Source organism: Microbacterium sp. NPDC080005 (assembly GCF_040702445.1).
Classification (GTDB): Bacteria; Actinomycetota; Actinomycetes; order Actinomycetales; family Microbacteriaceae; genus Microbacterium; species Microbacterium oleivorans_D.
In genome coordinates this window covers 139,440-165,900 of the sequence record NZ_JBFBLD010000004.1, presented here as the reverse complement: position 1 = coordinate 165,900, position 26,461 = coordinate 139,440, and the positions used below count along the sequence as shown (strand labels likewise).

29 protein-coding genes are annotated in these 26,461 nt (G+C 69.9%); 17 read left to right on the top strand and 12 right to left on the bottom strand.

The features are described 5' to 3' along the window. Positions 1–198 precede the first annotated feature (198 nt). Positions 199–1,938: a cytochrome c oxidase subunit I gene (gene ctaD / locus AB0259_RS15380; protein ID WP_366223290.1), complete on the bottom strand. Its 1,740-nt coding sequence runs from the start codon at positions 1,936–1,938 to the stop codon at positions 199–201. A gap of 214 nt (positions 1,939–2,152) precedes the next feature. Between ctaD and AB0259_RS15375 the strand changes: the two genes are divergently transcribed. From AB0259_RS15375 to AB0259_RS15360, 4 genes are all read left to right on the top strand, one after another. Beyond that, on the top strand, positions 2,153–3,355 hold the full coding sequence (locus AB0259_RS15375; RefSeq protein ID WP_366223289.1) for a glutamate--cysteine ligase: 1,203 nt from the start codon (positions 2,153–2,155) through the stop codon (positions 3,353–3,355). A 123-nt stretch (positions 3,356–3,478) separates the two neighbouring features. After that, positions 3,479–4,660 carry an NAD(P)/FAD-dependent oxidoreductase gene (locus tag AB0259_RS15370; RefSeq protein ID WP_366223288.1) on the top strand — a complete coding sequence of 394 codons (1,182 nt, stop codon included), beginning with the start codon at positions 3,479–3,481 and terminating at the stop codon, positions 4,658–4,660. A gap of 183 nt (positions 4,661–4,843) precedes the next feature. Further along, positions 4,844–5,782 (top strand): alpha/beta hydrolase, encoded by a 939-nt coding sequence (locus AB0259_RS15365; protein WP_366223287.1) that lies wholly within the window; start codon positions 4,844–4,846, stop codon positions 5,780–5,782. A gap of 33 nt (positions 5,783–5,815) precedes the next feature. Next, positions 5,816–6,649 carry a MerR family transcriptional regulator gene (locus AB0259_RS15360; protein ID WP_251582291.1) on the top strand — a complete coding sequence of 278 codons (834 nt, stop codon included), beginning with the start codon at positions 5,816–5,818 and terminating at the stop codon, positions 6,647–6,649. Between the two features lie 15 nt (positions 6,650–6,664). Here the strand turns inward: AB0259_RS15360 and AB0259_RS15355 are convergent, their stop codons facing one another. Beyond that, complete coding sequence (locus tag AB0259_RS15355; protein WP_366223286.1) at positions 6,665–7,708, bottom strand: GNAT family N-acetyltransferase; 1,044 nt, start codon at positions 7,706–7,708, stop codon at positions 6,665–6,667. Between the two features lie 99 nt (positions 7,709–7,807). Here AB0259_RS15355 and AB0259_RS15350 point away from each other — a divergent pair, with 99 nt between their 5' ends. From AB0259_RS15350 to AB0259_RS15330, 5 genes are all read left to right on the top strand, one after another. Then, the gene (locus AB0259_RS15350) at positions 7,808–7,996 is read left to right on the top strand and encodes a hypothetical protein (RefSeq protein WP_366223285.1); all 189 of its coding nucleotides are present in this window, start codon (positions 7,808–7,810) and stop codon (positions 7,994–7,996) included. A 52-nt stretch (positions 7,997–8,048) separates the two neighbouring features. Beyond that, complete coding sequence (locus tag AB0259_RS15345; RefSeq protein WP_366223284.1) at positions 8,049–9,086, top strand: hypothetical protein; 1,038 nt, start codon at positions 8,049–8,051, stop codon at positions 9,084–9,086. A 158-nt stretch (positions 9,087–9,244) separates the two neighbouring features. Beyond that, complete coding sequence (locus AB0259_RS15340; protein WP_366223283.1) at positions 9,245–10,798, top strand: molybdopterin-dependent oxidoreductase; 1,554 nt, start codon at positions 9,245–9,247, stop codon at positions 10,796–10,798. Between the two features lie 25 nt (positions 10,799–10,823). Further along, positions 10,824–11,312, top strand: coding sequence for a MogA/MoaB family molybdenum cofactor biosynthesis protein (locus AB0259_RS15335; protein WP_251582302.1), 489 nt, complete (start codon positions 10,824–10,826; stop codon positions 11,310–11,312). Beyond that, positions 11,309–11,734, top strand: a complete 426-nt coding sequence (locus AB0259_RS15330; RefSeq protein ID WP_366223282.1) for a molybdenum cofactor biosynthesis protein MoaE — start codon at positions 11,309–11,311, stop codon at positions 11,732–11,734. Before AB0259_RS15335 ends, AB0259_RS15330 begins: the two co-directional genes overlap by 4 nt. 10 nt (positions 11,735–11,744) lie before the next feature. On the opposite strand, the gene AB0259_RS15325 is transcribed toward AB0259_RS15330, so the two are convergent. From AB0259_RS15325 to AB0259_RS15310, 4 genes are read right to left on the bottom strand one after another with little or no spacing between them, the layout of a single operon-like run. Then, entirely contained in the window at positions 11,745–11,978 is a 234-nt protein-coding gene (locus tag AB0259_RS15325) for a MoaD/ThiS family protein (protein ID WP_251582308.1), read from the bottom strand. Then, on the bottom strand, positions 11,975–12,475 hold the full coding sequence (gene moaC / locus AB0259_RS15320; RefSeq protein WP_366223281.1) for a cyclic pyranopterin monophosphate synthase MoaC: 501 nt from the start codon (positions 12,473–12,475) through the stop codon (positions 11,975–11,977). The genes AB0259_RS15325 and moaC overlap by 4 nt, the downstream gene beginning before the upstream one ends. Beyond that, positions 12,472–13,704 (bottom strand): gephyrin-like molybdotransferase Glp, encoded by a 1,233-nt coding sequence (glp, locus tag AB0259_RS15315; RefSeq protein WP_366223280.1) that lies wholly within the window; start codon positions 13,702–13,704, stop codon positions 12,472–12,474. Before glp ends, moaC begins: the two co-directional genes overlap by 4 nt. Beyond that, positions 13,701–14,480, bottom strand: a complete 780-nt coding sequence (locus AB0259_RS15310) for a HesA/MoeB/ThiF family protein (protein WP_366223279.1) — start codon at positions 14,478–14,480, stop codon at positions 13,701–13,703. Before AB0259_RS15310 ends, glp begins: the two co-directional genes overlap by 4 nt. Positions 14,481–14,605: 125 nt before the next feature. On the opposite strand from AB0259_RS15310, the gene AB0259_RS15305 reads away from it, so the two are divergent. From AB0259_RS15305 to AB0259_RS15290, 4 genes are read left to right on the top strand one after another with little or no spacing between them, the layout of a single operon-like run. Beyond that, positions 14,606–14,998: a TOBE domain-containing protein gene (locus AB0259_RS15305; protein WP_251582317.1), complete on the top strand. Its 393-nt coding sequence runs from the start codon at positions 14,606–14,608 to the stop codon at positions 14,996–14,998. A gap of 1 nt (position 14,999) precedes the next feature. Beyond that, positions 15,000–15,746 (top strand): molybdate ABC transporter substrate-binding protein, encoded by a 747-nt coding sequence (modA, locus tag AB0259_RS15300; protein ID WP_366223278.1) that lies wholly within the window; start codon positions 15,000–15,002, stop codon positions 15,744–15,746. After that, the gene (gene modB, locus AB0259_RS15295; RefSeq protein ID WP_366223277.1) at positions 15,743–16,525 is read left to right on the top strand and encodes a molybdate ABC transporter permease subunit; all 783 of its coding nucleotides are present in this window, start codon (positions 15,743–15,745) and stop codon (positions 16,523–16,525) included. Before modA ends, modB begins: the two co-directional genes overlap by 4 nt. Continuing rightward, a complete protein-coding gene (locus AB0259_RS15290) occupies positions 16,522–17,583 on the top strand; it encodes an ABC transporter ATP-binding protein (protein ID WP_366223276.1) in 1,062 nt (353 codons plus the stop codon). The genes modB and AB0259_RS15290 overlap by 4 nt, the downstream gene beginning before the upstream one ends. Here AB0259_RS15290 and AB0259_RS15285 read toward each other — a convergent pair. Next, positions 17,570–17,959, bottom strand: a complete 390-nt coding sequence (locus AB0259_RS15285; protein ID WP_366223275.1) for a hypothetical protein — start codon at positions 17,957–17,959, stop codon at positions 17,570–17,572. The genes AB0259_RS15290 and AB0259_RS15285 overlap by 14 nt on opposite strands. Positions 17,960–18,097: 138 nt before the next feature. Between AB0259_RS15285 and moaA the strand changes: the two genes are divergently transcribed. Further along, a complete protein-coding gene (gene moaA, locus AB0259_RS15280; RefSeq protein WP_366223274.1) occupies positions 18,098–19,183 on the top strand; it encodes a GTP 3',8-cyclase MoaA in 1,086 nt (361 codons plus the stop codon). Between the two features lie 6 nt (positions 19,184–19,189). Here the strand turns inward: moaA and AB0259_RS15275 are convergent, their stop codons facing one another. The 5 genes from AB0259_RS15275 to AB0259_RS15255 all read right to left on the bottom strand — a co-directional run bounded on the left by AB0259_RS15275 (position 19,190) and on the right by AB0259_RS15255 (position 22,062). After that, the gene (locus tag AB0259_RS15275; protein ID WP_366223273.1) at positions 19,190–20,446 is read right to left on the bottom strand and encodes a DUF6596 domain-containing protein; all 1,257 of its coding nucleotides are present in this window, start codon (positions 20,444–20,446) and stop codon (positions 19,190–19,192) included. Further along, positions 20,443–20,829, bottom strand: coding sequence for a YciI family protein (locus AB0259_RS15270; protein ID WP_251582338.1), 387 nt, complete (start codon positions 20,827–20,829; stop codon positions 20,443–20,445). The genes AB0259_RS15275 and AB0259_RS15270 overlap by 4 nt, the downstream gene beginning before the upstream one ends. Before the next feature lie 149 nt (positions 20,830–20,978). Continuing rightward, complete coding sequence (locus tag AB0259_RS15265) at positions 20,979–21,260, bottom strand: helix-turn-helix domain-containing protein (RefSeq protein WP_366223272.1); 282 nt, start codon at positions 21,258–21,260, stop codon at positions 20,979–20,981. Beyond that, positions 21,257–21,661 carry a VOC family protein gene (locus tag AB0259_RS15260; RefSeq protein WP_366223271.1) on the bottom strand — a complete coding sequence of 135 codons (405 nt, stop codon included), beginning with the start codon at positions 21,659–21,661 and terminating at the stop codon, positions 21,257–21,259. Before AB0259_RS15260 ends, AB0259_RS15265 begins: the two co-directional genes overlap by 4 nt. A gap of 50 nt (positions 21,662–21,711) precedes the next feature. Next, positions 21,712–22,062, bottom strand: a complete 351-nt coding sequence (locus AB0259_RS15255; protein ID WP_366223270.1) for a VOC family protein — start codon at positions 22,060–22,062, stop codon at positions 21,712–21,714. A gap of 228 nt (positions 22,063–22,290) precedes the next feature. Here AB0259_RS15255 and AB0259_RS15250 point away from each other — a divergent pair, with 228 nt between their 5' ends. Genes AB0259_RS15250 through AB0259_RS15240 form a run of 3 tightly spaced genes read left to right on the top strand, consistent with a single transcriptional unit; the run spans position 22,291 to position 26,413 of the window. Continuing rightward, the gene (locus tag AB0259_RS15250; RefSeq protein ID WP_366223269.1) at positions 22,291–22,896 is read left to right on the top strand and encodes a GtrA family protein; all 606 of its coding nucleotides are present in this window, start codon (positions 22,291–22,293) and stop codon (positions 22,894–22,896) included. Further along, positions 22,893–24,392, top strand: coding sequence for a glycosyltransferase family 2 protein (locus AB0259_RS15245; RefSeq protein ID WP_366223268.1), 1,500 nt, complete (start codon positions 22,893–22,895; stop codon positions 24,390–24,392). The genes AB0259_RS15250 and AB0259_RS15245 overlap by 4 nt, the downstream gene beginning before the upstream one ends. After that, the gene (locus AB0259_RS15240) at positions 24,389–26,413 is read left to right on the top strand and encodes a hypothetical protein (RefSeq protein ID WP_366223267.1); all 2,025 of its coding nucleotides are present in this window, start codon (positions 24,389–24,391) and stop codon (positions 26,411–26,413) included. The genes AB0259_RS15245 and AB0259_RS15240 overlap by 4 nt, the downstream gene beginning before the upstream one ends. Positions 26,414–26,461: the final 48 nt, after the last annotated feature.

Below are 26,461 nucleotides of genomic sequence, written 5' to 3'. Positions count from 1 at the left end.
GGATCTGAACCCGAGCCAACTCGACGGCCACATCCCCGACGTCCGCGACGATGCCCGCCAACGCGGCGAGATAGTCCTCGCCACCGGGGGTTTCCGTCGCGTCCGCCATACCTGCACTCTGCCACCGACCACCGACATCGACGCCTGGAAAACCGGTCGAGAACATCCGTTGTGCACACCCTCAAGATGAGAATCCGCTCATCCGTTCGGCGGGCCTCCGGCCTGTTTCACCTCGCCGTCGCTCACGTCGACGATCGGGGTGTCCGGCGCATCCTTCGCCGGACCGATCCCCACCGGGAGTCCGGCTTCGGGATGGTGCAAGTCGAACGCCGGCCGCTCGCTGCGGATACGCGGAATGCGCGTGAAGTTGTGCCGCGGCGGCGGGCAACTGGTAGCCCATTCGAGGGAGGCGCCGTAACCCCACGGGTCATCGACGGTGATCCTCGGTGCTCTCCGCGCCGTGACCCAGACGTTCAGGAGGAACGGGATCATCGACGCAGCGAGGATCATCGAGCCGACGGTGGACAGCTGGTTCTGCCACGTGAAGGCGTCCTGGCTGGCGTAGTCGGCGTAGCGTCGCGGCATCCCGTCGGCACCCAGCCAGTGGTGGATGAGGAATGTCGTGTGGAAGCCGATGAACAGCAACCAGAAGTGCATGAGACCGAGTCGCTCGTTCAGCATCCTGCCGGTCCATTTCGGCCACCAGAAGTAGAAGCCGGCGAACATCGCGAAGACGACCGTGCCGAACACCACGTAGTGGAAATGGGCGACCACGAAGTACGAGTCGTGCACGTGGAAGTCCAGTGGTGGAGAGGCGAGGATGATGCCGGTCAACCCGCCGAAGACGAAGGTGACCAGGAACCCGAGCGCGAAGGCCATCGGCGTCTCGAACGTGATCGAGCCCCGCCACATCGTGCCGATCCAGTTGAAGATCTTCACGCCCGTCGGAACCGCGATGAGCATCGTCAGCAGCGCGAAGAAGGGCAGCAGGACCGCTCCGGTCGCATACATGTGGTGCGCCCACACCGAGACCGACAGTGCGGCGATGGCGATGGTCGCGTACACGAGTGTCTTGTAGCCGAAGATCGGCTTGCGACTGAAGACCGGGATCACCTCCGAGATGATCCCGAAGAACGGCAGTGCGATGACGTACACCTCGGGGTGGCCGAAGAACCAGAACAGGTGCTGCCACAGCAGCACGCCGCCGTTCGCCTGGTCGAAGATGTGAGCGCCGAGGATGCGGTCCGCCGCCGCCGCGAAGAGCGCGGCCGCCAGCACCGGGAAGGCCATCAGGATCAGGATGCTGGTGATGAGGCTGTTCCAAGTGAAGATCGGCATCCGCCACATCGTCATGCCCGGTGCGCGCATCGTCATGATCGTCGTGAGGAAGTTCACTGCGCCGAGAATGGTGCCGAATCCGCTCATGCCGAGGCCGAGCATCCACAGGTCGCCGGCGGCACTGGGTGTGAAATCGTCGTTGGCGAGAGGCTGGTAAGCCGTCCACCCGAATCCGGCCGCGCCCTCGGGGGTGAGGTAGCCGCCGACTGCGATGAGGGAACCGAACAGGAAGAGCCAAAACGAGAACGCGTTCAGCCGAGGGAAGGCGACATCCGGAGCCCCGATCTGCAGGGGGACCAGCGTGTTCGCGAAGCCGGCGAACAGCGGCGTCGCGAACATCAGCAGCATGATCGTGCCGTGCATCGTGAACAGCTGGTTGTACTGCTCCTTGGTCGGCACCACTTGCATCCCCGGCTCGAACAGCTCGGTACGGATGATGAGAGCCAGGACCCCGCCGAACAGGAAGAACATCATCGACGCGATGATGTACATGTAGCCGATCGTCTTGTGATCGGTGGAGGTGATCCACCGCACGACCGTGTTGCCTTTCGGGCTGTCGGGGACCTGCTGGGTCGCCTGTCTGGGTGACGTGGTCGTCATGGTGCTGTGGTCCTCCGCTCGGCGCTCTGCGGGCGCCCACGGAGCGTGGGCCTGCGACCCTGCATCCCACCCGGGGGTTGACATCGGCACAAACAGGGACGACGGCTCGCGGTCCCAGCGATGCCTCTCCTTCTGGGGTCCGCTGACTCGGAAAGTCAATCCCCCTGGAGGGAGTCGCGGGTGCCACCGACTCTTGCCGGGACAGGAGGCCATGATGGTCGCAGCAGGAGGCCCACGCACCCCTTCGCAGGTCACGACGACCTCCAGGCCGGGGGCGTCTCAGAAGTACACCGCGCGGACGCTCGGCGTGGAGGAGGAGTTCCTCGTCGTCGACGGTCGGACGTTGCGGCCCGCCCCGCGGGCTGACGACGTGTTGAGGGTGCTCGCGGAGGCTGCGAACGAGGGCAGCTCCCCGGCCCTCGGCTCCATCGCCTTCCACGCGGAGATGAAGCGCGAGCAGATCGAAGTCGTCAGCCCGCCGGTGCGTACGCGCAGCGAACTCGCCGCGGTCATCGGTGAAGGCCGGCGCCGTGTCGATCGGGCTGCGATGTCGGTGGGTGCTCGCGCGGTGCCGCTGGCTACGGCACCGCATGCGTGCGATTCGCAGGTCTCCGACTCGCCGCGCTACACCGAGATGGCAGCGCGATTCTCGGCCACCGCGCGGGAGCAGCTGACGTGCGGCATGCATGTACACGTCGCGGTGGACTCGCCCGAGGAGGGCGTCGGCGTGCTCGACCGGATCCGGCCGTGGCTGCCGGTCATCCTCGCTCTCAGCGCCAACTCGCCATTCTGGCGAGGAACCGACACGGGGTACGCGAGCTACCGCTACCAGGCGTGGATGCGGTGGCCGACGGCGGGCCCGACCGATCTCTTCGGCTCACTGGACGCGTACCGACGCGAGGTTGCGGCGATGCTCAAGGCCGGCGTGTGCCTCGACGAGGGGATGATCTACTTCGATGCGAGGCTCTCGACCCACGCTCCGACGGTCGAAGTGCGGATCGCCGACGTCTGCCTCCGAGCCGACGATGCCGTGACGCTGCCCCTGCTTGTTCGGGCGCTGGTCGATCGGGCTGCTGCCGACTGGCGAGCCGGGATCGCGCCGCCGGCATGGCCGACGACCATCCTCCGGCTGGCGAGCTGGCGGGCAAGCAAGGAGGGCATCGGAGGAGAGCTCATGCACCCCGAACTGTCGCACCTCGTCCCCGCTGACATCGCCGTCCAAGCTCTGTTGGACCACGTCCGTGGTCACTACTTCTCCGTCGTGGAATGCGACCAGGTCGAGGCGGGCGTTGCGTCGATCGTCGAGAAGGGGGCCGGGGCCGCGATCCAGCGGGACGCGATGCGCGTCACCGGCACGGCCTCCGCCGCATTGTGGGAGGCGCTCCGCTTCGGTATGGATACCTCGCCGGCGCAATGAGCGGCACGAGGCCCTTCTGAAGGCGGATCACGACTAACCCGCTCGTCGCGACGACGCAACCCTTCCTTCGATCCCTCCGCGCCCGCCTACCGTGGCTCGCAACGACCTGGAGCGGAGTGAGTGATGAGGACCTACGACTATCTGATCGTCGGCGGCGGAATGGTGGCGGATGCGGCGGCGCGCGGCATCCGGGAACTGGATCCCGACGGCACGATCGGCATCCTCAGTGCGGACATCGACCCGCCGTACACTCGGCCTGCTCTGTCGAAGAAGCTCTGGACCGACCCGGACTTCACGTGGGACCAGGTGCCGCTCGGCACGGAGGAGGCGACCGGCGCCGAATTGCGACTCGAGACGCTCGTCACTGCCATCGACCGTGAGGCGCAGACTGTGTCGATCGGCGACGGGCATGAGCTCGGCTACCGGCGACTCCTGCTCGCGACGGGCTCGAAGCCGCGCGAGGTCCCTGCGCCCGAGGACGACCGGGTGCTCTTCTTCCGGTCGGCGGACGACTACCGCCGGCTGCGGGAGCTTTCCGCGCAGGGAGGTCGCGCGGTCGTCGTCGGCGGCGGTTACATCGGCGCCGAGCTCGCGGCGGCACTCGTGCAGAACGGCCTGGAGACCGAGTTGCTCTTCCCCTCCGAGATCCTCGGCGACGGCACATTCCCGCCCGAACTGGCGCAGCGGTACGAGCGGCTGTTCCGCGACGGCGGGGTCGAACTGCACCCGAATTCCCGGGTCGAGGAGGTGCGCACCGAGGGCAACCGCCTGCACGTCGTCCTCGAGGGCGGGGACGAGCGTCCCGCCGACATCGTCGTCCTGGGGCTCGGTGTCGACCCCGTGACAGACCTCGCTGAGCAGGCAGGTCTCGAGGTCGACGAGGGGGTCGTCGTCGACGAACACCTCGTCACGAGCGACGACGCGATCTGGGCGGCCGGCGACATCGCGTCCTACCGCGACCCGATCCTCGGACGCACCCGCGTCGAGCACGTCGACAACGCCACCGAGATGGGCGCCGCCGTCGGTCGGTCGATGGCGGGTGAACGGCTGCCGTACACGCACACGCCGTACTTCTACTCCGCCGTCTTCGGCGTCCGGTGGGAAGCGGTGGGCAGCCTCGATCCCGAGAAGGATCCGCTCGTCGTGGACCTCGACGATGACCGCACGGTCGTCTACTACCGCGACGATTCGGGTGCCCCCGTCGGCGTGCTCCTCTGGAACGTCGAGGACGCCCGCGATCTCGCTCGTGCGGTGCTGGTCGACGGCGAGACGGATGCCGAGGTGCTGCGGACACGCATCGGCTGAGCGCGCGCGGGTGGCTCTCGTCGCTCCGATCATGATGTGGTCGCCCTCGCGCACGGCCTGTGTGGGGTCAGCCGAGAAGCAGTCAGGTCCATCGATCGCATGGAGCGGATGCCGGCTGTCGTCGATCCGATCGCATCACCGCGACGAATCATCATCGTGAGAGGAATCGGGCGCCGAGAGGTGATGTCGACGACGCGAACGCGGTTGACGACGGATGCCGAGGCTCTAGGCCTCCGGACGGTCCGCGTCGCCACGGTGATCGGCGTCGTCTCAGTGCGCGTCGGCGTTCGACGTGGACCGGTCGCCACGGTGTTCCTGCACGGCGCCGCGGGGTCCTGGACGACATGGACGCCTCTCCTGAGGGAAGCCGCGCACATCGGGGCGCCCGTGCCGAACGTCGTCGCGCTCGATCTCCCGGGCTGGGGCGAGAGCGAGCTGCCGCGCGAGGGAATCGACATCGCACGCACGACCACGGCCATCATCGAGGTCGTCCGCCAGCTGGGATATCGCCGCGCGATCGTCGTCGGACATTCCCTGGGTGGTGCCCTGGCCTTGGACGTCGCCGCCCGTGCCCCCGAGCTGACGGACGCGGTGATCCTCGTGTCCCCGTCGGGCGCGGCCGTGTTCGACGCCGTCCGGCGACCGATCCGTGGCGGGCTGCGCCTGCCCTGGTTCGCGGGAATGCTCCTCGCGATGCGGTTCCTCCGCAGCCTGCGGGGCGCGGCGACCGGCTTCCTACGCCGCCTCGAGCGTGCGGAAGCGCTCCGCGCCCTGAGCTCGCCCCTCTTCGCAGCGCCTCGGGACATCGACCCGACCGTCGTTCGTGCGCTCGCGGAAGAGATCCGTCCCGCGGCGTTCGTCGCCGCCGCGCACGCAGCCGCCGCCTACGACGAGACGTCGTGGCGCGGCATCCGCTGTCCGGTCAAGGCTGTTCGCGGCGATCGCGATGTCTTCGTGGGCGCCGGCGACGATGCGGCGCTGTCGGCGCTGATCGCGGACTTCAGTGAGACGACCCTGCCGGGCGTCGGGCACTTCGCCGCGATCGAGAGGCCCGCGGCAGTGGTCGCGCTTGTGCGTTGCGCCATCGATTCTTCCGTCGACCCCGTGACGCGCGCTGCTTGACCTGGCCCCAGGGGCATGGTCGAGGCTGAGCACGTGACCGAACATGACGAGTGGATGACCGCCGGACGATTCGGCGCGGAGACGCTGCTGACGGCGAAAGCGCTGCGCATCTACGCGGAGCGCGGGCTGCTGCAGCCGCGACGCATCGATGAGAGCACCGGCTACCGCTACTACTCGACCGATCAGGTGCCGACCGGGTGGCTGATCGCTCTGCTCCGCTCAGCCGATCTGTCGCTCGATCGGATCGCGGCGATCATCGCGGCCGCCGAAGCCGATCCCGCCGCTGCGGTCACCCTGCTGGACGACGCGGTCGACGCGATGCATCGCCGCAACGAGTCCAACGCCGTCGTGCTCGCTCGAGCGCGGCTGCATCTCACGAAGGAGAACCCCATGTCCACTGTCGAGACCGCGATCGAAGCCGACCGCCCCGTGCTCAGCGTGATGCGTCGGATGGCGCCGCACGAGATGGACGAGGTCATTCACGCCGAGGTCGGCCGTCTGCGCGACCTCGCCGCGCGCAACGGTTTGCGCCCGACCGGCGACGCGTTCGGCGTGTTCCACGCCCCGGTGACCGACGACTCCGACGGTCCGCTCGAGATCGTCCTTCCGGTCGACGGGCTCATCGACGAAGCAGACGGCGTGCGCAGCTACCGGATGACCGGGGGTCGGGTCGCGCTCCGACACGCGGAAGGGCGCGAGACCTTCTTCCCCGAGATTCTCGCGCTCTACGACGAGGTGCATGCGTGGATCACGGATGCCGGGGCGACCCCGGTCGGCCCGCCCCGGGAGATCTGGCACAACTCACCCCGCGACGACGAGCCCCTGCGACTCACCGTCGCCTGGCCGTTCGCGGGCGGAAGCGCCTGACCCCGGGATCCGCCGTCAGAGCCGCCGGACCATCGCGACGACCCGCTGTGTCGCGACGAATCCGACGCTGTCGTACAGCCGGTTGGCGCCGGTGGGGGAGTCGGTGTCGACGTCGAGCACCGCGCGCTCGAGCCCCTCGGCCTTGATCGCCTCGAGCGCCGCCGCGATGACGAGCGGCGCGAGTCCCTGCTTGCGGTGAGATCGGATCACGCCGATCAGGTCGATGTAGGCGTGGGATGCCCCGAGCGTCGCGAAGTCCTCCTCGTTCACCGAGGCGAGGCAGAACGCGACGATCTGCCCGTCGTCGGTGACAGCGATCCGTGACAGGTCGGGGCGGAAGAACTCGCCTCCGACGAACTGCTGCCAACGTTCCTCGTTCGAGGGGAGGCTTCCCCAGTGATCGCGGAACGCGTCGTTGCGCGCGGCGAGGGCGTCGGCATCCTGAGCCCGGTCGTAGGGCACGACCGAGATCCCGTCGGGGGTGTCGAGCGTGTCCACGGGCTGAGCAAGGTTTCGTTCCATCGTCGAGAACCACCGCTCGGCGGTGTACCCCTGGGCCGCGAAGATGGCCGCGTGGTGGGTGTTGGGCTCCTCGACGTAGGCCTTGATCCGCCCCTCCGATCCGCCGTTCTCGAGCGACTGCGCCGATCGTGCGACCTGCTGCACCGCGCGAGCGTCGAGCCAGCGCAGCAGCGCGGTGCCGATGCCGCGCCGCCGCCAATCCGGGTGCACCGCTCCGCTGAGGTCGACCGACAGCATCCCGCCCGCGCGCGAGGGGTGGAGGGCGCTGACACCGGTGGCGACGATCTCGCCCTCGGCGGTGACGGCGACCAGGGTGTCGCGGGCGGGGGCGATGTGGCTGGACTCGAAGGTCTCGGCGACGTCTTGCCGCGGCGTGGTCCAGGTGGGGTGGTCGACCGCGTCGGCCGCGCTGACCACGGCGTGGATCGCATCGATGTCGGCGGAGGTCGCCGAGCGCCAGGTCTCGATCGCCGGATGCGAGGGCAGCTGAGGCTCAGGGGTCTTCTCGAGCCGATCGGCGAGGTGCAGGGGACTCACCGGGCCGACACTACTCGACGCCGTCGTTGGCTCGACCGCGCGCGCCGACGTCGGTACAACGCCGTTGTCCTGGCGCCGTCCGCCCCCTAGTGTCCGGTCATGGGGACAGACACACGTGCCGCGCTCGAGAAGCGCCTGCAACAACTCATCGACGAACGCAACGACGCCACACTCTCAGGCCTGCTGGTTAGCGGGCTCACCAGCGGCTACTTCAACGAACGCGTCCACGAGCTGAACGACGAGATCGCCGCACTGAGGCGCGAGATCGCCGCGGCGCCCGGGGACTGAAATGGCAGATCGTATCCCGCGGGAGTCTCACGCGACGCCCTCGCCCCGGGTGGTGGGCATCATTTTCGTCATCGCGAGCATCGCCGGCGGAGTGGCGGCAGGCGGGCTCATGCCCACGCCGTTGTGGTCGATACCGTCGGCCCTGGCGTTGACGCTCTGCACCATCGGGATGGGTATCGGCGTGCTCTGGACGCTGAGATCGTCGTGGTCGGAGAAGTGGTGGGAGCGGCGGGGCAGCGACGTGCCGGCCGGGCTGCGCGCTCGCCGCGCGTTCCGCAACGTCGGGATCGTCCTGCTGACGCCCCTGCCGATAGCCGTCGCCGCACTCGCGTGGCTCATCAGCGAAGGTGACGTCGAATGGCCGAGGGTCCTGTACGGGGGCTTCTTGGTGAGTGCCTACGGTGCCAGCGGGGTGCAGCTCATTCGGATGTCGCGCGGCGCCCGCAGCTCTCCGGGAATGCGGGCATCAGAGCGCCCCGACGGACGAGAGGATGCAGGGCCGGGGTGGCATCCGCTCGGAGGTCCGCTCGGCAGCACCATGCTCGGCGCATCCCTTGCTCCGTATGGGTTGTTGGTGCTCGGTGCCGCGAGCCAGCTCTACCTCGCCTTCGACGATGGATCAAACGGCGCCGTGTTCGGGGTCGCCTTCATCGCGGTGGCCGCGGTTGTCGCATTCCTCCTCTTCCGCCGTTTCAACCGACAGGCGGAGGTCGACGTCGACGCCGGGCTCATCCGTCTCGGTTCGACGACGGTCCCCTGGGAGGAGGTCACGCGCGCCGAACTCATGGCGCAGCCCTGGTGGACGGGGTCGCCGCGGACCCTGATCCTGGTGCTCGGCGACGCCGCGAAGGCCCGCGGCCGGATCGTCCTCCGTCGGCGCGAAGCCCTCGAGCTCAGCGGTGACGAGACCGACGTGCTCGAGCGCATCATCGAGGCATCCCGCATCGAGCTGCCGCGCGACAAGGACGATCCCCGCGGCAGGTTCTCGCGTCAGCTGTACCCCAACGCGTTGACGAAGGAGCAGGCCGCTGCGCTCGTCGCTGATCCGCCCACCATGGACGAGGACCTCCCCGTCGGCGCACCGACCTGAGCGCACGCGCCAACGCATGCGGCATCCGCCCCATATCCGCAAGTGCAGGTTTTCGACCGCCGCACCCGGCAGAGTGAGAGGCATCAGCTCGCCACGCGCGCCGCCTCCTCGGTTCATCCGATCGCGTGTTCGCTCCGAACACCTACAGAAGGGATGACATGAGCACTCACACCAGCGGTAAGCGGTTCACTCTCTGGGCCGCTCTTTCGGGTCTCGTCGCGGGCGCGGTGTTCCTCGCCATCGCCGAACTCGCGGCCCTCCTGTTCTCGAGCACGGCCAGTCCGATCCTCGCCGTGGGTTCGTTCGTCGTCGACATCGTGCCGCGGCCCCTCAAGGAGTTCGCCATCACGACGTTCGGGGAGTACGACAAGATCGCTCTGCTCGCGGGGCTCGGCCTCGCGGTCGCGATCGCGTCCGCCATCGCCGGCATCCTCGAGTACGTGCGGCCGCCCGTCGGAGTGATCGCGCTCTTCGTGGCGGGGATCCTGTCGGGCGCGGCGATCGTCACCCGTGCCGACGCCACGCCGCTGGCGTTCCTTCCCCCCACGCTCGGCACGCTCGGCTCCGCCGCGATCCTGTTCCTGCTCGGACGGTGGCTGCGCGGCTGGCGAGACGACGCCCGCACCGATGAGGCACAGGGCCTGGACCGCCGTCGCTTCCTTCTGACGACCGCCATCGCCGGGGCATCCGCTGTCATCGTCGGCGTCACCGCCCGCGCGGTGAGCGCGGCCACCGCCTCGGCCGAGGCCATCCGCCGCGCCGTGAAGCTCCCTGCGCCGAAGACGACCATCGACATCCCGGCCGGCGCCGAGCTCGACGTGAAGGGCATCAGCCCCCTGATCACCCCCAACGCGGACTTCTACCGCGTCGACACGGCGCTCACCGTGCCGACGGTCGACCCCTCGACGTGGCGGCTCGTCATCGACGGCATGGTCGACCAGCGCGTCGAGCTGACCTTCCAGGACCTGCTCGACATGGGCCTCGACGAGTACGCGATCACGCTCACGTGCGTCTCGAACGAGGTCGGCGGCGGGCTCGTCGGCAACGCCATCTGGCAGGGCGTGCCACTGCGTGAGGTGCTCAAGATGGCGGGTCCGAAGGCGGATGCCGACATGATCCTCTCCCGCAGCGTCGACGGGTACACGGCCAGCACCCCGCTGTCCGCCGGGACCGACGAGAACATCGACGCGATCCTCGCGGTCGCGATGAACGGCGAGCCGCTGCCGCCCGAGCACGGCTTCCCCGTGCGGATGGTCATCCCCGGTCTCTACGGGTACGTCTCTGCCACGAAGTGGGTCACCGAACTGAAGATCACGACCTTCGCCGCGGATGAGGCGTACTGGACCCCGCGCGGATACTCCGCCGAGGCGCCCATCAAGTTCTCGTCCCGCCTCGACACCCCCAAGAGCGGCACGCCCGTCGCGGCCGGAAAGGTGCCCCTCGCCGGCGTCGCGTGGGCGCAGACCGTGGGCATCGAGCGCGTCGAGGTCAGCATCGACGACGGCGACTGGCAGTCGGCGAAGCTGTCGACGCCCATCAACGAGGACACCTGGGTGCAGTGGGTCCTCGAGTGGGATGCCACGCCCGGGCCGCACTACGTGGCGGTGCGCGCGGTCAACAAGGACGGCGACACCCAGATCGAGGAGCGTGCACCGATCGCGCCCGACGGATCGACCGGCTGGCAGCGGTCGCTCATCACCGTCTCGTCGTGACCGCGCGGCCGTCTAGGGTGAGCCTGTGACCCCCGTGCGCGCCTTCGTCATCACCGTCTCCGACCGCTCGGCGGCGGGGGAGCGGGAGGACCGCGGCGGCCCCGCTGCCGTCTCGCTCCTCGACGCAGCGGGCATCGCGATCGCGGGCACCGCCGTCGTCCCCGACGGAGCGGATGCCGTGGCTCGGGCCCTCCGCGATGCGCTCGACTCCGGCGCTCGGCTGATCGTCACGACCGGCGGCACCGGCGTCGGACCGCGCGATCAGACCCCCGAGGGCACGCAGCGCGTCGTGACGCGACAGCTCCCCGGTATCGCCGAGGAGCTCCGCCGCGTCGGCCTCGCCGACACCCCCATGTCCGTCCTCTCCCGCGGGATCGCGGGTGTCGTCGACCCGGAGGGAGCGCTGGTCGTCAACCTGCCGGGCTCGACGCGCGCGGTGGTCTCCGGCATCCCGGTGATCGTCGCAGTCGCCCCGCACGTGCTCGACCAGGTGACGGGCGGGGACCACTCGTGAACACCGTCCGGATCGCCCGCCTCGAAGAGACCGCACTCGACCTCGACGCGCACCTGCGCGCCGTCGAGGACCCGCGGTACGGCGCCGTGACGACGTTCGTCGGACGGGTGCGCGACAACGATCCGGATGCCGCGGCCGCCGTCATCGGTCTCGAGTACAGCGCCCATCCCGACGCCGAGGCGACGCTGCATCGCATCGCGGCGGAGGCCGGGAACGCGTCGGCGGCCGTGGCCGTCAGTCATCGCGTCGGCAGTCTCGCCGTCGGCGACGCTGCGGTCGTCATCGCGGTCGCGTCGGAGCACCGCGCCGAGGCGTTCGACGTGTGCCGCGCGATCATCGAGACGATCAAGACCGACCTGCCGGTCTGGAAGCGTCAGCTCGAAGCGGACGGCACAACGGCGTGGAAGGGTATCGGCGGCTGAGGCCGACCCGTCAGCCCCCCGCGAAGGGGGGCAGCACGTCGATGAGACGCGCGTCGGCGAGCGAGGCGTCGCCGTCGGTCCGCACGCCGTCGACCAGCACGGCGCAGTCGGGCAGCACGAACCACAGCTTGGGGTGCTCGTCGAGGACGGCCGTGCGGAGCTCGGCGAGGGTCGCCTCCGACCGTTCCTCGCTCTCGGTGCCGGCGGCCTCGGCGGCGGCCGCGAAGTAGCGTACGAGGGTCATGACTGCTCCTCATCGGAGGTGCCGGACTCGCCGGGGCGCACCCAGTCGCCCGAGCGACCGCCCGACTTCGCGACGATGCGGATGTTCTCCATCACGACCGACCGGTCGAGACCCTTGATCATGTCGACGACCGCGAGCGCGGCGACCGAGACGGCGGTGATGGCCTCCATCTCGACACCTGTGCGGTCGGCTGTGCCGACGGTCGCCTCGATCTCGACGCCTTCGTCGGTGATCTCCAACTCGACGGATGCCCGGTGCACACCGATGACGTGCGCCAGCGGCAGCAGCGCGGCAGTCGACTTCGCCGCTTGGATGCCGGCGATCCGGGCTACGGCGAGCACGTCGCCCTTCGGTGCGGTGCCGTCGCGCAGCGCGGCGACGACCTCGGCGCTGCACCGGACGAACCCGCGGGCGGTCGCCGTGCGGACCGTCGGGGTCTTCGCCGTGACGTCGACCATGTGCGCCCGGCCGGCCGAGTCGAGGTGGGGGAAGCTCATCCCACCAGCATGACATCCACATCGTCGCCGGCGGCCACGCTCGCGACCTCGGCAGGGACGATCGCGAACGCCGATGCCCGTGCCAGCCCGCCCGCGAGGTGCGAGCCCGAGCCGCCCGCCGTCGCGGGCCGCACGGTCCGCGCGGCGAGGTCGACGACGGCCGGCAGGTACTGCCGGCGTCCCGGTGGTGTCGTCCACGACTCCGCCGCGGTCAGCGTCAGGCGCGGCCGCTGGGTCTCGGTGCGGCCCTGCAGCGCGAGGAGTGCAGGCCGCACGAACACCTCGAACGACACCGCGACGCTGACCGGGTTGCCGGGAAGGCCGAAGACGAGGCATCCGTCACCCACCGTCCCGAAGGCCTGCGGCTTGCCCGGCTGCATCGACACCTTCGCGAACTCGACCTCGCCGTGGCCGTCGAATGCAGCGCGCACCGGCTCGTACGCTCCCGCGCTGACGCCACCGGTGAAGACGATGACGTCGGCGCCGAGCTCGCGGGCATCGGCGGTGACCTGCGCGACCGCGTGACCGTCGTCGGCGACCCGCGCGGTCAGGACGAGGTCGGCATCCGCGTCGAGGACGAGCTGCGCGAGGAGCGGCCCGTTGGAGTCGGGGATGAGCCCACGGCGGATGGGCTCGCCCGGCGCGATCAGCTCGCTGCCCGTCGACACCACGGCGACTCGCGGCGCCCGGACCACCGCGACCGCGTCGATGCCGGCGGCGACGGCCGCAGCCACCTGGAACGGACCCATCCGCTCACCGGCGTCGATCACGACGTCGCCGGCGCGCAGGTCCGCGCCGCGGCGTCGGACGAACGCGCCGGATGCCGGGGCAGAGAGCACCTGGACGACGTCGAGGGAGTCGGCGAGCCCGCCTGCCGTGTCCTCGAACGGCACGATCGCGTCGGCGTCGGTCGGCGTCGGCGAGCCGGTCATGATGCGGGCTGCCTCGCCCTCCGCGAGGGGAGGGTCGGTCGCCACCCCGGCGGGGAGGTCGGCGACGACGCGCAGCGTGACCGGGTGATCGCCGCTCGCGGACGCGACGTCGGCGGCGCGCACGGCGAACCCGTCCATTGCCGAGTTGTCGAAGAGCGGGATGTCGTGGGCGGCGACGGCCGGCGTCGCCACCGTCCGACCCGCTGACTCGCGGACGGGGACCGTCTCGCTCGGCAGCGTGCGGACGGCGCCCAGGACGCGGGCGAGCTGGTCCTCGACGCTGCGCAGCGCGCTCATGCGCCGGCCGCCGCGGTCGCCGCCGAGCGGAGCGGGAGCTCGTGCTGGCGGCTCGAGAGCGCGTCGAGCACGAGCATGCGGCCGAGCAGCGGCTGGCCGACGCCGATCGCGAGCTTGACGACCTCGGTGGCCAGGATGCCGCCCACCTGCACGCAGAGTGCGCCGAGCACACCGACCTGCGCGCACGTCGGCGGGTCGCCCTCGGTGCCGACGGCGAAGAGGTCGTTCAGCACGACGGGGTCGCCCTCGGTCGGGCGCGACCAGAAGACGGTGACCTGCGCGTGCCATTCGCGCACGGCTCCCCAGACGAGCGGCAGACCGAGCGCCTCGGTCGCCGCCGCAACGGCGCGACGGGTGGCGAACGAGTCGCTCGTGTCGATGACGACGTCGGCACCCGCGAAGAACTCCTGCGCGTTGCTCTCGTCGAGGCGCGCGGTGACCGGGGTGACGACGGTGACGGGGGAGAGGGCGGCGACCGCGCGCACGGCGCTCTCGGTCTTGTGCACGCCGATGTCCTCGATGCGGTGGGCGATCTGGCGTTGCAGGTTGTGCAGCTCGACGGTGTCGTCGTCGATGACGATGAGCTCGCCGACTCCCGCGGCGGCGAGGGCGAGGATCGCCGGCGAGCCGATGCCGCCCGCACCGACGATGGCCACGCGTGTGTTCGCGAGACGTCGCTGCCCCTCGTCGCCGATGCCCTTCAGCACCGTGTGCCGCGCCGTCCGCTTGCGCTCGTCGGGATCCAACTCGGGTATGGGATCGACCAAGGGGTGCATGTCCTGAGTTTACGGGCGCGAGGGGATGCCGGGGCGCTGCCGCGCGATCGGCCCCAGTGCGCGATTCAGGTCGCAGATGCGGATACAACACGCTCTGAGAGCCGCTGGTGCGGCATGATCGAACCATGACGACGTACCGTGTCTCCCGAGCCGCTCGACTGCTGGGCGTGAGCGACGATTCCGTGCGCCGATGGATCGACCAGGGACTGCTGCCGGTGACGGATGCCGTGCCCGCCGAGATCCCCGGCGAGGCCCTCGCCGCCTTCGCCGTGAACATGGCGAACGACCCCGCCGACGGGTACGAGCACCGGTCGAGCGCGCGCAACAGCTTCATCGGGATCGTGACGCGGGTGCAGGTCGACGGGGTGATGGCGCAGGTCGACATCCAGTCCGGTCCGCACCGGGTCGTCTCGCTGCTGTCGGCCGAGGCGGTGCGTGAGCTGCAGCTCGAGGTCGGCACGCTGGCTCGGGCGTCGGTGAAGGCCACGAACGTCGTCGTCGAGCTGGCGGGGGAGTGACGTGCGCCGTTCCGCCGTCGCGTTCGCCGCGCTCGTGCTCGCACTGACCGGGTGCGCGGCGCCCGCCCCGGTACCTCCGGGCGACGAGGTGTCCGGTTCGCTGACCGTGTACGCCGCGGCGTCCCTGCAGGCGTCGTTCGACGAGATGTCCGCGGCGTTCACGGCGCAGCATCCGGGTATGCAGATCAGTCCCGTCTACGACGGCTCGTCGACACTCGCGACGCAGATCGCCGAGGGTGCCCCGGCCGATGTGTTCGCGTCGGCGGACGAGGCGACGATGGCGAGCGTGGCGGAGTTCTCGTCGGACCCGGCGGTGTTCGCGACGAACACCCTCGTGATCGTCGTCCCGGCGGGCAACCCCGAGAACGTCACGTCGCTCGCCGATCTGTCGGATGTGGTGGCGGTGCTGTGCGCACCCGAGGTGCCGTGCGGCGCGGCATCCGCTCGGCTGCTCGACGGCGCGGGCGTGACGGTCGACGCGGCGAGTCTCGAGCAGAACGTGACTGCCGTGTTGACCAAGGTCGCCGCGGGCGAGGCCGATGCGGGCCTCGTGTACGCGACGGATGTGGTCGGTCGCGACGACGTCGAGGCGATCGTCCCAGAGGGGAGCGCCGAGGTCGTGAATCGCTACGAGATCGCCGCGCTGACGGATGCCGCGAATCTGCAGACGGCCGAGGCGTTCGTCGACTTCGTGCTGTCGGATGCCGGGCAGCAGATCCTCGCGGACCGCGGATTCGGCGCGCCGTGAGCGACGTGCGTGGGTACGTCCCTCGAACCCTGTCGCTGCCCGCCGCGGTCGGGTTGGCGTTCCTGATCCTGCCGCTGGTCGCGCTGATCACCCGCGTGCAGTGGTCGACGTTCGTCGCCGACGTGACCTCGCCTGCGGCGCTGGCGGCGCTCGGGCTCTCGCTGGGCACGGGCGCGGCGGCCACCGCGATCTGCGTCGTGATCGGGGTGCCCCTGGCACTGCTCATCGCCCGGTCGGGTCCGCGTCTGGCGGCGACGCTGCGGGCGGCGGTGACGATTCCGCTGGTGCTGCCGCCGATGGTCGGAGGCATCGCGCTGCTGTACCTGTTCGGTCGGCAGGGGTGGCTCGGTGGGTGGGGGCTGTCGTTCACGACGCCCGCGGTGGTGGTCGCGCAGACGTTCGTCGCCCTGCCGTTCCTCGTCCTCGCCGTCGAGGGCGCGGTGAGGTCGACGGGCGTCGATTTCGAGCGGACCGCGGCGGCGCTCGGGGCCGGCCGGTGGACGATCCTGCGGCGCATCACTCTGCCGCTCGCGGCGCCGGGGATCGTCGCCGGTGTCGTGCTGTGCTTCGCGCGGGCGATCGGCGAGTTCGGCGCGACCGCCCTGTTCGCCGGCAACCGGCCCGGGGTGACGCAGACGATGCCACTCGCGATCTACACGGCGTTCAACGGCGCCGGCGTGACGCAGGGCACCGCCGTCGCACTCGCCTTGCTCCTGCTCGCCGCGGCGGTACTCGTGCTCATGCTCGTGCGCGGGTGGCGGCCGGGGGCGGTGCGATGAGCGGCCTCCAGGCGCGGGTCGTCGTGGACCGGCCGCGGTTCCGGGTGGATGTCACCCTCGACGCCGCCGCGGGACAGACGATCGCGGTGATGGGACCCAGCGGCGCCGGCAAGTCCACGGTGCTCGAAGCGCTCGCCGGTCTGCTGCCGCTCGACGACGGCGAGATCTCCGTCGCCGGTCGTACCGTCGAGCGGGCTTCCGCACCGCGGGTGCGGACGGCGCCGATGCACCGGGGGGTCGTGCTGCTCGGTCAGGACCCCCGCCTGTTCCCGCATCTGAGCGCGCGCGAGAACGTGGCGTTCGGTCCGCGCGCCGCCGGGACGCCCGTCGCGCAGGCGCGTGCCGAGGCCGACGCCTGGCTCGAGCGAGTGGGGCTGGCCGGTACGGGAGCGCGCATGCCGCGCGAGCTGTCGGGAGGCGAGCAGCAGCGCGTCGCGATCGCGCGAGCGCTGTCGGCGTCGCCGCGGGTGGTGCTGCTCGACGAGCCGCTCGTCGCGCTCGATCCCGTCACGGCGTCCGCGATCCGAGGGATGCTGCGCGAGCAGCTCGCCGGGACGACGACGGTCGCCGTCACGCACGACGCCGGCGACGCGGTCGCTCTAGCGGAGCGGCTGTTCGTGATCGAGGCGGGAGCCGTGGTGCAGAGCGGCGCGGTGCGCGAGGTGCTGGGAGCACCGGCATCCGCCTTCGTCGCCTCGGTTGCCGACATGAATCGGATGCCGGGGGTCTCGGCCCGTGGTGGGTGGCGGGGGTCGGCGGGTCAGGTGCTGACGAGCGCGGATGCCGCGTCGACGGCGCTCGCCGCTGGTGAGGGTCTGGCGCTCGCCGCCGTGTTCCGGCCGGGTGACGTGCGGATCGCGGACGGTGAGGGGCTGAACGCGTGGGCGGCGACGGTGGTCGGGGTGGAGCCGACGCTCGCGGGCACGCGGATCCGGACGACGGAGGGCGTGGTCGACGTGCCGGAGGCCGCGCTCTCGGTCGGCGACACGGTGTGGCTACAGGTCGACCGGGCGCGGGTGCGGTTCGTCGGCATGACGCGCGCGGCTACTTACGACTGACCCAGACGTTGTCCGAGATCATGTCCCGCCCCTCGCCGCTGCGGTAGCTGAGATCGGCGTTGACGCTGGCGGTGTCGCTGATCCGGACGGACACGTAATCGGGCTCGCACTTTGTCGTCTGCCAGACGTCGTCGAGGGTGAGCGACAGGCAGAGCGAGTCGTCGTCATCCGCCGCGCGAGCCAGATAGACGTCGTAGTCGTCGGCCTTGCCGACGTAGCGCAGCGTCGCGGCGTCGACCTTTCCGTCGGCCCCGCTGACAACGGATTCCGGTCGGTCCGCGGTGGTCTGCTCGCGGGCGAACTCCGCCGGCGAGCAGGCGGTCAGGAGCAGCGCGGTCGCGGCGAGGGTCGGCAGGGTGGCGCGGCGGAGGCTCATATGCCGGAAGCTAGCGCGCGATCCGGCGTCGAGCCGGGGATTGGTGCCGATTTCCCAGCCCAGGGCGGCTCTGTTCGCCCCGGCCGTGGACGCCGCCGATTAGGCTCGGAAAATGGCATGCCACGGGGGGACAGAGCGGTGACGGCCGTTCCGATCTCGCTAGGCCGCGCCGCGCCGCAGATCCCGTCGGGCGCTCTTCCAGATCCGGCCGTCGGCCTCGTCGACACGCACGGGCGTGTGCACCGGGACCTGCGCATCTCGCTGACCGATCGGTGCTCGCTGCGCTGCACGTACTGCATGCCCGAGCAGGGCAACGAGTGGCTGGCGCGCACGAGCATCCTGACGACGGACGAGATCGTCGAGATCGCAGAGGTGGCGGCGAGCCTCGGCATCCGCACGTTCCGGCTCACCGGCGGCGAGCCGCTGCTGCGGACCGACATCGTCGACGTGGTGCGTCGGGTTGCGGCGATCTCGGGACCCGAAGGTCCGGTCGAGGTGGCGATGACGACGAACGGGATCCGGCTGGCCGAGGTGCTGCCTGACCTGATCGACGCGGGGCTGACACGGCTCAACATCAGCATCGACACGATCGACCGCGAGCGGTTCGCCGCGCTGACGCGACGTGACCGGCTCGATGACGTGCTCGAGGGGATCGCGGCAGCCGCGGCATCCGATCTGAAGCCGTTGAAGCTCAACGCCGTCGCGATGCGGGGCGTGAACGACGATCAGCTCGTGGACCTCGTCGCGTTCGCGATGGAGGTGGGCGCGCAACTGCGGTTCATCGAGCAGATGCCGCTGGATTCGGGGCACACGTGGGATCGGAGCGCCATGGTGACGCGCGAGGAGATCCTGGCGGCGCTGTCGGAGCGGTGGTCGCTCGAGCCGGTGCCCGGCCGCGGCGGCGCTCCCGCCGAGAAGTGGCGGATCGACGGCGGCCCGCACGAGGTCGGCGTGATCGCGTCGGTGACGGCTCCGTTCTGCGGTGCGTGTGACCGGCTGCGGCTGACCGCCGACGGTCAGTTCCGCAATTGCCTGTTCTCGCTGACCGAGTACGACGTGACGAGTGCGGTGCGAGGGATGCCGGCGGATCCCGCGCCCGAGGATCGACGGCGCGTGATCGCCGAGGTGCTGCACGCGTGCGTGCTGGGCAAGCTGCCCGGGCACGCGATCAACGATCCGTCGTTCCTGCAGCCGGCGCGAGGGATGAACGCGATCGGGGGCTGAGCCTCCTCACGCCGACCCCGCGGCCGCGAGGTCGTCGCGGCGGCGCGCGAGGTAGGTGCGTTCGGCTGCGTTGCCGGCGAGGGCGATCGCGCGGTCGTAGGCCGCGCGTGCGTCGTCGCGGCGTCCCGTGCGGCGCAGCAGGTCTGCGCGCGCGGCGTGGAAGGCGTGATAGCCCGACAGCGCGCCGGCGAGCGGGGCGATCTCTCCGAGGCCGGTCGCGGCGCCGTGGAGCTCCGCGATGGCGACGGCTCGGTTCAGTCTGACGATCGGCGAAGCGTCGACCGCGAGCATCCTGTCGTACAGGGCGACGATCTGGCGCCAGTCGGTCTCTTCGGCCGAGGCGGCATCGGCGTGCACGGCGTTGATCGCGGCCAGCAGCTGGTAGCGGCCGGGCGCGGCGGAGCCTTCCGCGACCGCGGCGATTCGCTCGTGCACGAGCGTGTGCCCTTCGGCGATGAGCTCGCGATCCCACAGGCTGCGGTCCTGCTCGGGAAGGGTCACCAGCTCGCCGTCCGGGGACACGCGTGCCGCGCGGCGCGCGTCGATGAGCAGGGTGAGTGCGAGCAGCCCCGCGACCTCCCCTTCGTCGGGGAGGAGCTCGCGCAGCAGGCGCGCCAGCCGGATCGCCTCCGCTGTCAGTTCGACCCTCACCGCGTCTCCGCTCGAGGTGGACAGGTAGCCCTCGTTGAAGATGAGGAAGATCACCGTGAGGACGCCCGCAAGTCGCTCTCTGACGTCGGCTGCGGACGGCATCCGGAAGGGAACGCGCGCGGTGGCGAGGGTGCGTTTCGCGCGGGTGATGCGGCGCGCCATCGTGGTCGTCGGCACGAAGAACGCGTGGGCGATCTCGGCGACGGTGAGTCCGCCCACCATCCGCAGAGTGAGAGCGACTCGCGACGGCATCTTCAGTGCGGGGTGGCAGCAGACGAGCAGCAGCCGGAGCCTGTCGTCGTCGACGTCGCCGATCGGTGCACGAGGTTCGTCGTCGACGAGCAGCTGCGCCTCGTCGTGCTTGCGGCCGCGCTGAGAGTCCCGGCGCACGCGATCGATCGCCTTGCGGGTGGCCGTGGTGGTGAGCCAGGCCCCCGGGTTCGGCGGCACCCCTTCACGGGGCCAGTGCTCGACAGCGGCGACGAATGCGTCGGCCGCGGCGTCTTCGGCGAGCTCGAGGTCGCCGAAGCGGCGAGCGAGACCCGCCACCACCCGCGCCCACTCCTCGCGGTGGGCGCGGGTGATGTGGTCTGCAGCGGGGGGAGTGGTCACCCGGCTTCGGGGGTCTGCCGGTCGATGACGTCTTCGACGCCACCCGGGAAGCGGTGGACTTCTTGCGGCCAGTCGAGGCTGAGGGCCAGGCGGCCCGCCCAGTGGCGCGCGTCCTCGTCGGTCGGCACGTTGATCACGGTGAACCCGCCGAGGTGCTCCTTGGTTTCGACGAAGGGCCCGTCGGTGAACACCGGCTGGCCGTCGGTCAGCTGCACGCTGAAGAGCGCCGTCGAGGCATCGATGCCGCCGTCGGCGAAGACGAACACGCCTGCCTGCTTCATCTCCTCGAGCACCGCCATCGACGCCTGGCTCTTGGTCTGCAGCTGCTCGGCGGTCTGCGGGGGCACCCACTCGTCGTTGAACGCGATCAGGTAGTTCGGCACTGTCGTCTCCTCTTATCGAGATAGCGGCCGCGGCTCAGCGCGGCGGTCGCAGCGATCCGTTCGGGTCGCCCACACAGTCCACGAACGGCGACCCGCGAATACGACATTAGGACGCGAGAAGATTTCGAGAGAGGGAGAGACCGAGCCGATCACGTCGCTTCTTTGCCCCAGCGGCTCAGCGCAGCGATCGCGTCTGTCAGGTCCAGCCCGCGCTCGGTCAGGGCGTAAGCGCGGGTGTTGTGCTTCAACGGAAGTCGGCGGAGCACGCCTGCTGCTTCGAGTTCCTTCAGGCGGGTCGCGAGGATGTTCGTGGGTACGCCGAGGTCACGCTGAAGGTCGCCGTAGCGCTGCGGACCGTCGAGCAGCCGCTCCACGATGAGGAGTGCCCACCGCGCGCCGACGACATCGAGTGCTGCGGCGAGGTCGCTCACGAGGTCTGGTCGGCGTCCGGCTTCATCCAGAACGGGGAGTAGTGATAGCCGTCGGGGTCGTGGAACTGACGCTGGTACATGAAGGGGTAGTCGTCGGTGTCGCCGACGCGGCCGCCGGCGGCTCGCGCCCTCTCGATCATCGCGTCGACGGCTTCGCGGCTGTCGAGGTCGAACGAGACGGTGACCTTCGATGGGGTGTCGGGGCCTCCGATGAGGTCTTCGACGCCGCCGACGCTCGCGTACATCTCGCGGCTGCCCAGCATGACGTACTGGTCGGGGGCGATCGCGAAGCACGACACGTTGTGGTCGGACATCTCGGCGTTGAGGGTCCAGCCGATGGCTGTGTAGAAGGCCGTGGCACGTTCGACATCGACCACGGGGCAGGTGATGAAGAGGCTCATGTCGCCATACTTGCAAAATACAAGTACGCGGTCAAGAGGTCTGAAGCCGGCTACTGCAGCTCGGTTACGAAGCCCACCGTGTTGCCGTCGGGATCCGTGAGGCTGAAGAATTCGACGACGCCTTCGAACCGCTGGATGTCCGAGACCTCGAAGCCGAGACCCCGCAGTCTCGCGTGCTCACCCGTCGCATCGGGGACGCTGAAGGTCACCGAGATCCCGTGGGTGCCGGCGAGCTCAGGGTTCAGGGCCAGCTGCAGCCATACGGAGCCGAGGCTGAACTCCACCAAGCCGTCCAGCGGCCGCAGGTCGACGTCCCCGAGCTCAAGGGCTGATCGGTACCAGTCGATCGCTGAATCAAGGTCGCGGACGGGTACGCCGACGGTGGTGGCTCTGATCTCCATGTGGTCAACGTACCCGCGACCTATGACCATCGACCGGGCATGGCGGGGAGGGTGCGCTGTCGACGCGAGCTCGTCAGCCTCAGAACGGGCGGCGCCCGGGAGCCGGGCCGCGCCGGTTGTCGGATGAGTTCCCGTCGACGAGCGAAGGCAGGTGAACCGGAGGTTTCGCCGCCCTGGGAGGCTCCTGACTCTTCCAAACCGCGCAGTGAGCCGCTCCGGATCACCACCGTGCGGAAGAACATCGAAACTGATCACGACATCATCACCGGGAGCCCCGCCGCCGCGGCCCCTGCACCTGCATCGCTCGCCGCAGACGCCACCACGTCCTCGCCCACTCGCACTCCCGCCGGGCGTTCCTGGCGCTCACGTCTCCTCGGCCAGCTGACGGGGTTCGGCCTCGTCGGTGGTCTCGCGTTCATCGTCGACCTGGCGGTCTACAACCTCGTGCGGGCGACCGTCCTCGACGATTCACCCATCTGGTCGAAGGTGGTGAGCGTCTCGGTCGCCACCGCGGTGGCGTGGCTAGGCAATCGCTATCTCACGTTCCGGCGAGAGCGCTCGCCGCATCCGCTGCGCGAAGCCGCGCTGTTCGCTGTCGTGAACGTAGTGGGTCTCCTGATCGCGGCGGGGTGCCTGTTCGTGTCGCACTACGTCTTCGGTTTCACCTCGCAGCTGGCCGACAACATCTCGGGCAACGGCGTCGGGCTCGTGCTCGGCACGGCCTTCCGATTCGCCGCGTACCGGTGGTTCGTCTTCGCTCCCCGCACGCGCACACTGCGTCTTCCCCGCACGGCCCACCTGCCCTCAACCGCACCGACCGGAGGCATCTCGTGATCCCCACGCCCACAGGATTCGCCCCGCTGCGTCTTCGCGCGCAGGCCACCCCGGAACCGCTGTTGACTCCGGTCGCACCCGCGCCCGGACAGCAGGCGCCCGAGGTGACCGAATCTCCGATGCCGGTGCAGCAGACGGCTCCATCCGGGGTCGTGCTGCCGGACTGGTCCGTGGGCGAGTGGTTCGGCTACAGCGGCATCATCGCCCTCGCGCTCGTCCTCACGGCGATCGCCGTGACGACGCTCTGGTGGATGCTGCATGCCTGGCGATCCGCCGACGACCTGCGTGCGACGCAGTTCAGCGCCTCGCCTCGCCCTTCCCGGCATCGGTTCACGCTCCTCGTCCCGGGTCGCCACGAGGAGGAGGTGATGGGGCAGACCCTGGATCGCCTCGCGCAGCAGGACCACCCCGACTTCGAGATCATCGCGATCGTCGGTCATGACGACCCCGGAACAGAACTCGTGGTGCGAGAGGCTGCCGCCCGGCATCCCGACCTCATCACCGTGGTCGTCGACGACAGCGTGCCGAAGAACAAGCCGAAGGCGCTCAACCGCGCGCTGCAGTTCGCCACCGGCGACATCGTCGGCGTGTTCGACGCCGAGGATGAGGTGCACCCCGGACTGCTCACCGTGGTCGACTCCAAGTTCCAGGAGACCGGCGCGGACGTCGTGCAGGGCGGCGTACAGCTGATGAATTTCGAGACGACCTGGTGGTCGTTGCGAAACGTGCTGGAGTACTACTTCTGGTTCCGCTCGAGGCTGCACTTCCACGCCCGCTCGAAGTTCATCCCCCTCGGCGGCAACACCGTCTTCGTCACGCGTGATCGTCTCGAGTGGTCGCGCGGGTGGGACGACCAGTGTCTCGCCGAGGACTGCGAACTGGGCGTGCGGCTCTCGAGCGACGGCGCGAAGGTGGCCGTCGCCTACAATCCCGAGTACGTCACGCGCGAGGAGACGCCACCGACCCTCACCTCGCTGTACAAGCAGCGCACGCGCTGGAACCAAGGCTTCCTCCAGGTGCTCGGAAAGGGCGAGTGGAAGAAGCTCCCTACCCTGCGCCAGCGGATGTATGCCCGGTACCTGCTGAACATGCCCTTCATCCAGGCTGCCACCGGCCTGTTGATCCCGATCTCGATCGTGTTCATCCTCCTCGTCAAGGTCCCCACCGTCGTCGCCCTCGTCACCTTCCTCCCGCTCATTCCGACCGTCGTGACGCTCGTCGTCGAGGCGGCCGGGCTCGCCGAGTTCGGGCGGGTGTACGGCCGGAAGGTGCGCCTGCGCGACTATGCCCGGCTCGTACTCGGCCTGGTGCCCTACCAGGTGTTCCTGGCGGCGGCTGCTGTCCGGTCCGTCGTCCGGCAGCTGCGTGGCGACGGGAGCTGGGAGAAGACCGAGCACACCGGTGCCCACCGTGACTCGCCTGCAGCCGATGGCGCGGCGAGGGACCGTGGCTCGGATGAACTGATCGCCGTCGCCGCATCGGAGGAGAGCAAGTGACCTCGACACTCGACCGCACGAGCCTCGACGCAGCGTCGGCGGCGCCGACGCTGCCCGGTGCAGCCGAACGGAGTCCGCGCGCCGGCATCCGTGCGACATCCGTCTGGCGCGAACGCCTCATCGACCTCGCCTGGCTCGTGCCCGCACTCGTCGTCGGCATCGTCGTCAACGTCGTGAACCTCGGCGGCTCGCCCCAGCGGATCGACGACGAGGGGACCTACACGGCACAGGCGTGGGCCATCGGCAACCTCGGTGAACTGACGCACTACACGTATTGGTACGACCACCCCCCGCTCGGGTGGATCCAGATCGCCGGTTACGTCGGGCTCACCGGCGGGTGGGACCGGTACGAGGTTGCCGTCATCGCGGCTCGAGAGGCGATGATCGTCGCCACGGCGATCGCGGCGATCCTGCTCTGGGTCATCGTGCGGCGCATCGGGTTCGCCCGGCCGACCGCGTCGGTTGCAGCCGCCGTCTTCCTGTTGTCCCCGCTCGCGGTGCAGTTCCACCGGCAGGTGTACCTCGACAACATCGCGACGGCCTGGCTGCTGGCGGCGATCTTCCTCGCCATGAGCCGTCACAAGCAGCTGCTCGGATACATCGGCGCGGCCGCGGCCTTCGGTGTCGCTGTCCTGACGAAGGAGACATACCTCCTCGCCCTCCCGCTGCTCGTGTGGTTCATGTGGCGCGGTGCGGATAAGACCACCAGGCGCTACACGCTGTCGGTGTCAGCCGCAGTGCTGGCGCTGTTCGGCCTCACCTACGTGGCGTTCGCCCTGGTCAAGGGCGAGGTCATGCCCGGTGCCGGACGCGTCAGCCTCTTCGAGGGCCTCACTTTCCAGCTGGCCTCCCGCGAGGGGAGCGGCTCGCTCTTCGATCCCGACAGCCTCATGTCGCGCACCGTCGGCATGTGGTGGCAACTGGACTCGATCCTCATCGTCGCGGCCCTCGCTGCCGCGATCGCTGCGCTGTTCGTAGCGCGACTGCGGGCATGGGCGATCACGCTGCTCGCGCTCACCGCGTTCATGTTCCGCGGCGGGTACCTGCCGGTGCCTTATGTCATCATCATGCTGCCGCTCGCCGCGATCGTGGTCGCCGGCGTCGGACAGGTGGCTGTCGAGTTGCTGCGAGGCCGCGGCTCCCGGCATTCGATCGTTGTGCGGGCCGCCGGTGGAGTCCTGGCGGCGGGCACCGTCGCCGCACTCGTCGCGGCAGGTCCGCTCTGGGCCACGCAGTTGCGTGGCTTCCTCCTGGCCGATCTCGACCGGCCGCTGCGCGACGCCGAGCAGTGGATGGCGGACAACGCCGCCTCAGATGCTCGGATGCTCGTCGACGACGCGATGTGGGTCGACCTCGTCGAGAGGGGATTCGTCCGCGAGAACGTCGTCTGGTACTACAAAGCGGACACAGACTCCGATGTGCAGGCGCTGGCCCCCGAAGGCTGGCGTGACTACGACTACGTGGTCACCACTGACTCGATGCGGACCTTCCCGACGGAGTTCCCGACCGTCCGCCAGGCGATCGACAACAGTGTCGTCGTGGCCACCTTCGGTGAGGGCGCCCAGATGGTCGAGGTCCGCTACGTCGACAGCGAGCAGTCCGGCCTGGAGCAAGCCGGCGACGACGGTCTCTACGCAGCGCGATCCCTCGCGGGACAGCAGCTGTCGAGTAATCCCGACGTCGGCATCCCGGCGGAGGCGCGCGACCTGATGACCTCCGGCGTGGTCGACGGCCGGATCCTGCTGACCCTCGCCCAGTTGTCCTCGCTCGGGCAGATCGACGTCGCCGAGATCACTCAGCTGAACGGTGACCGTTCGGGTGTGCACAGGCAGTTGGTCATCAGCTCCTTCGCCGGCGAGGACGCGCGCGGTGACGCCGCGGGGGCGGATGCGGCGCTGCGCTTCTATCGCTCGCTCACCGGCGCCCTTGCGCCCCTGTCAGCAGAACGCAGCGATGCCGGCGTCGTCATCACCTTCTCGCCTGTCGAGCCGCTCGACCTCCTGCCGCGACCGGCGGCGTGATCCCGACGCCGGCGGAACATCCGTCGGCGCATCCCGAAGGAAGGAACA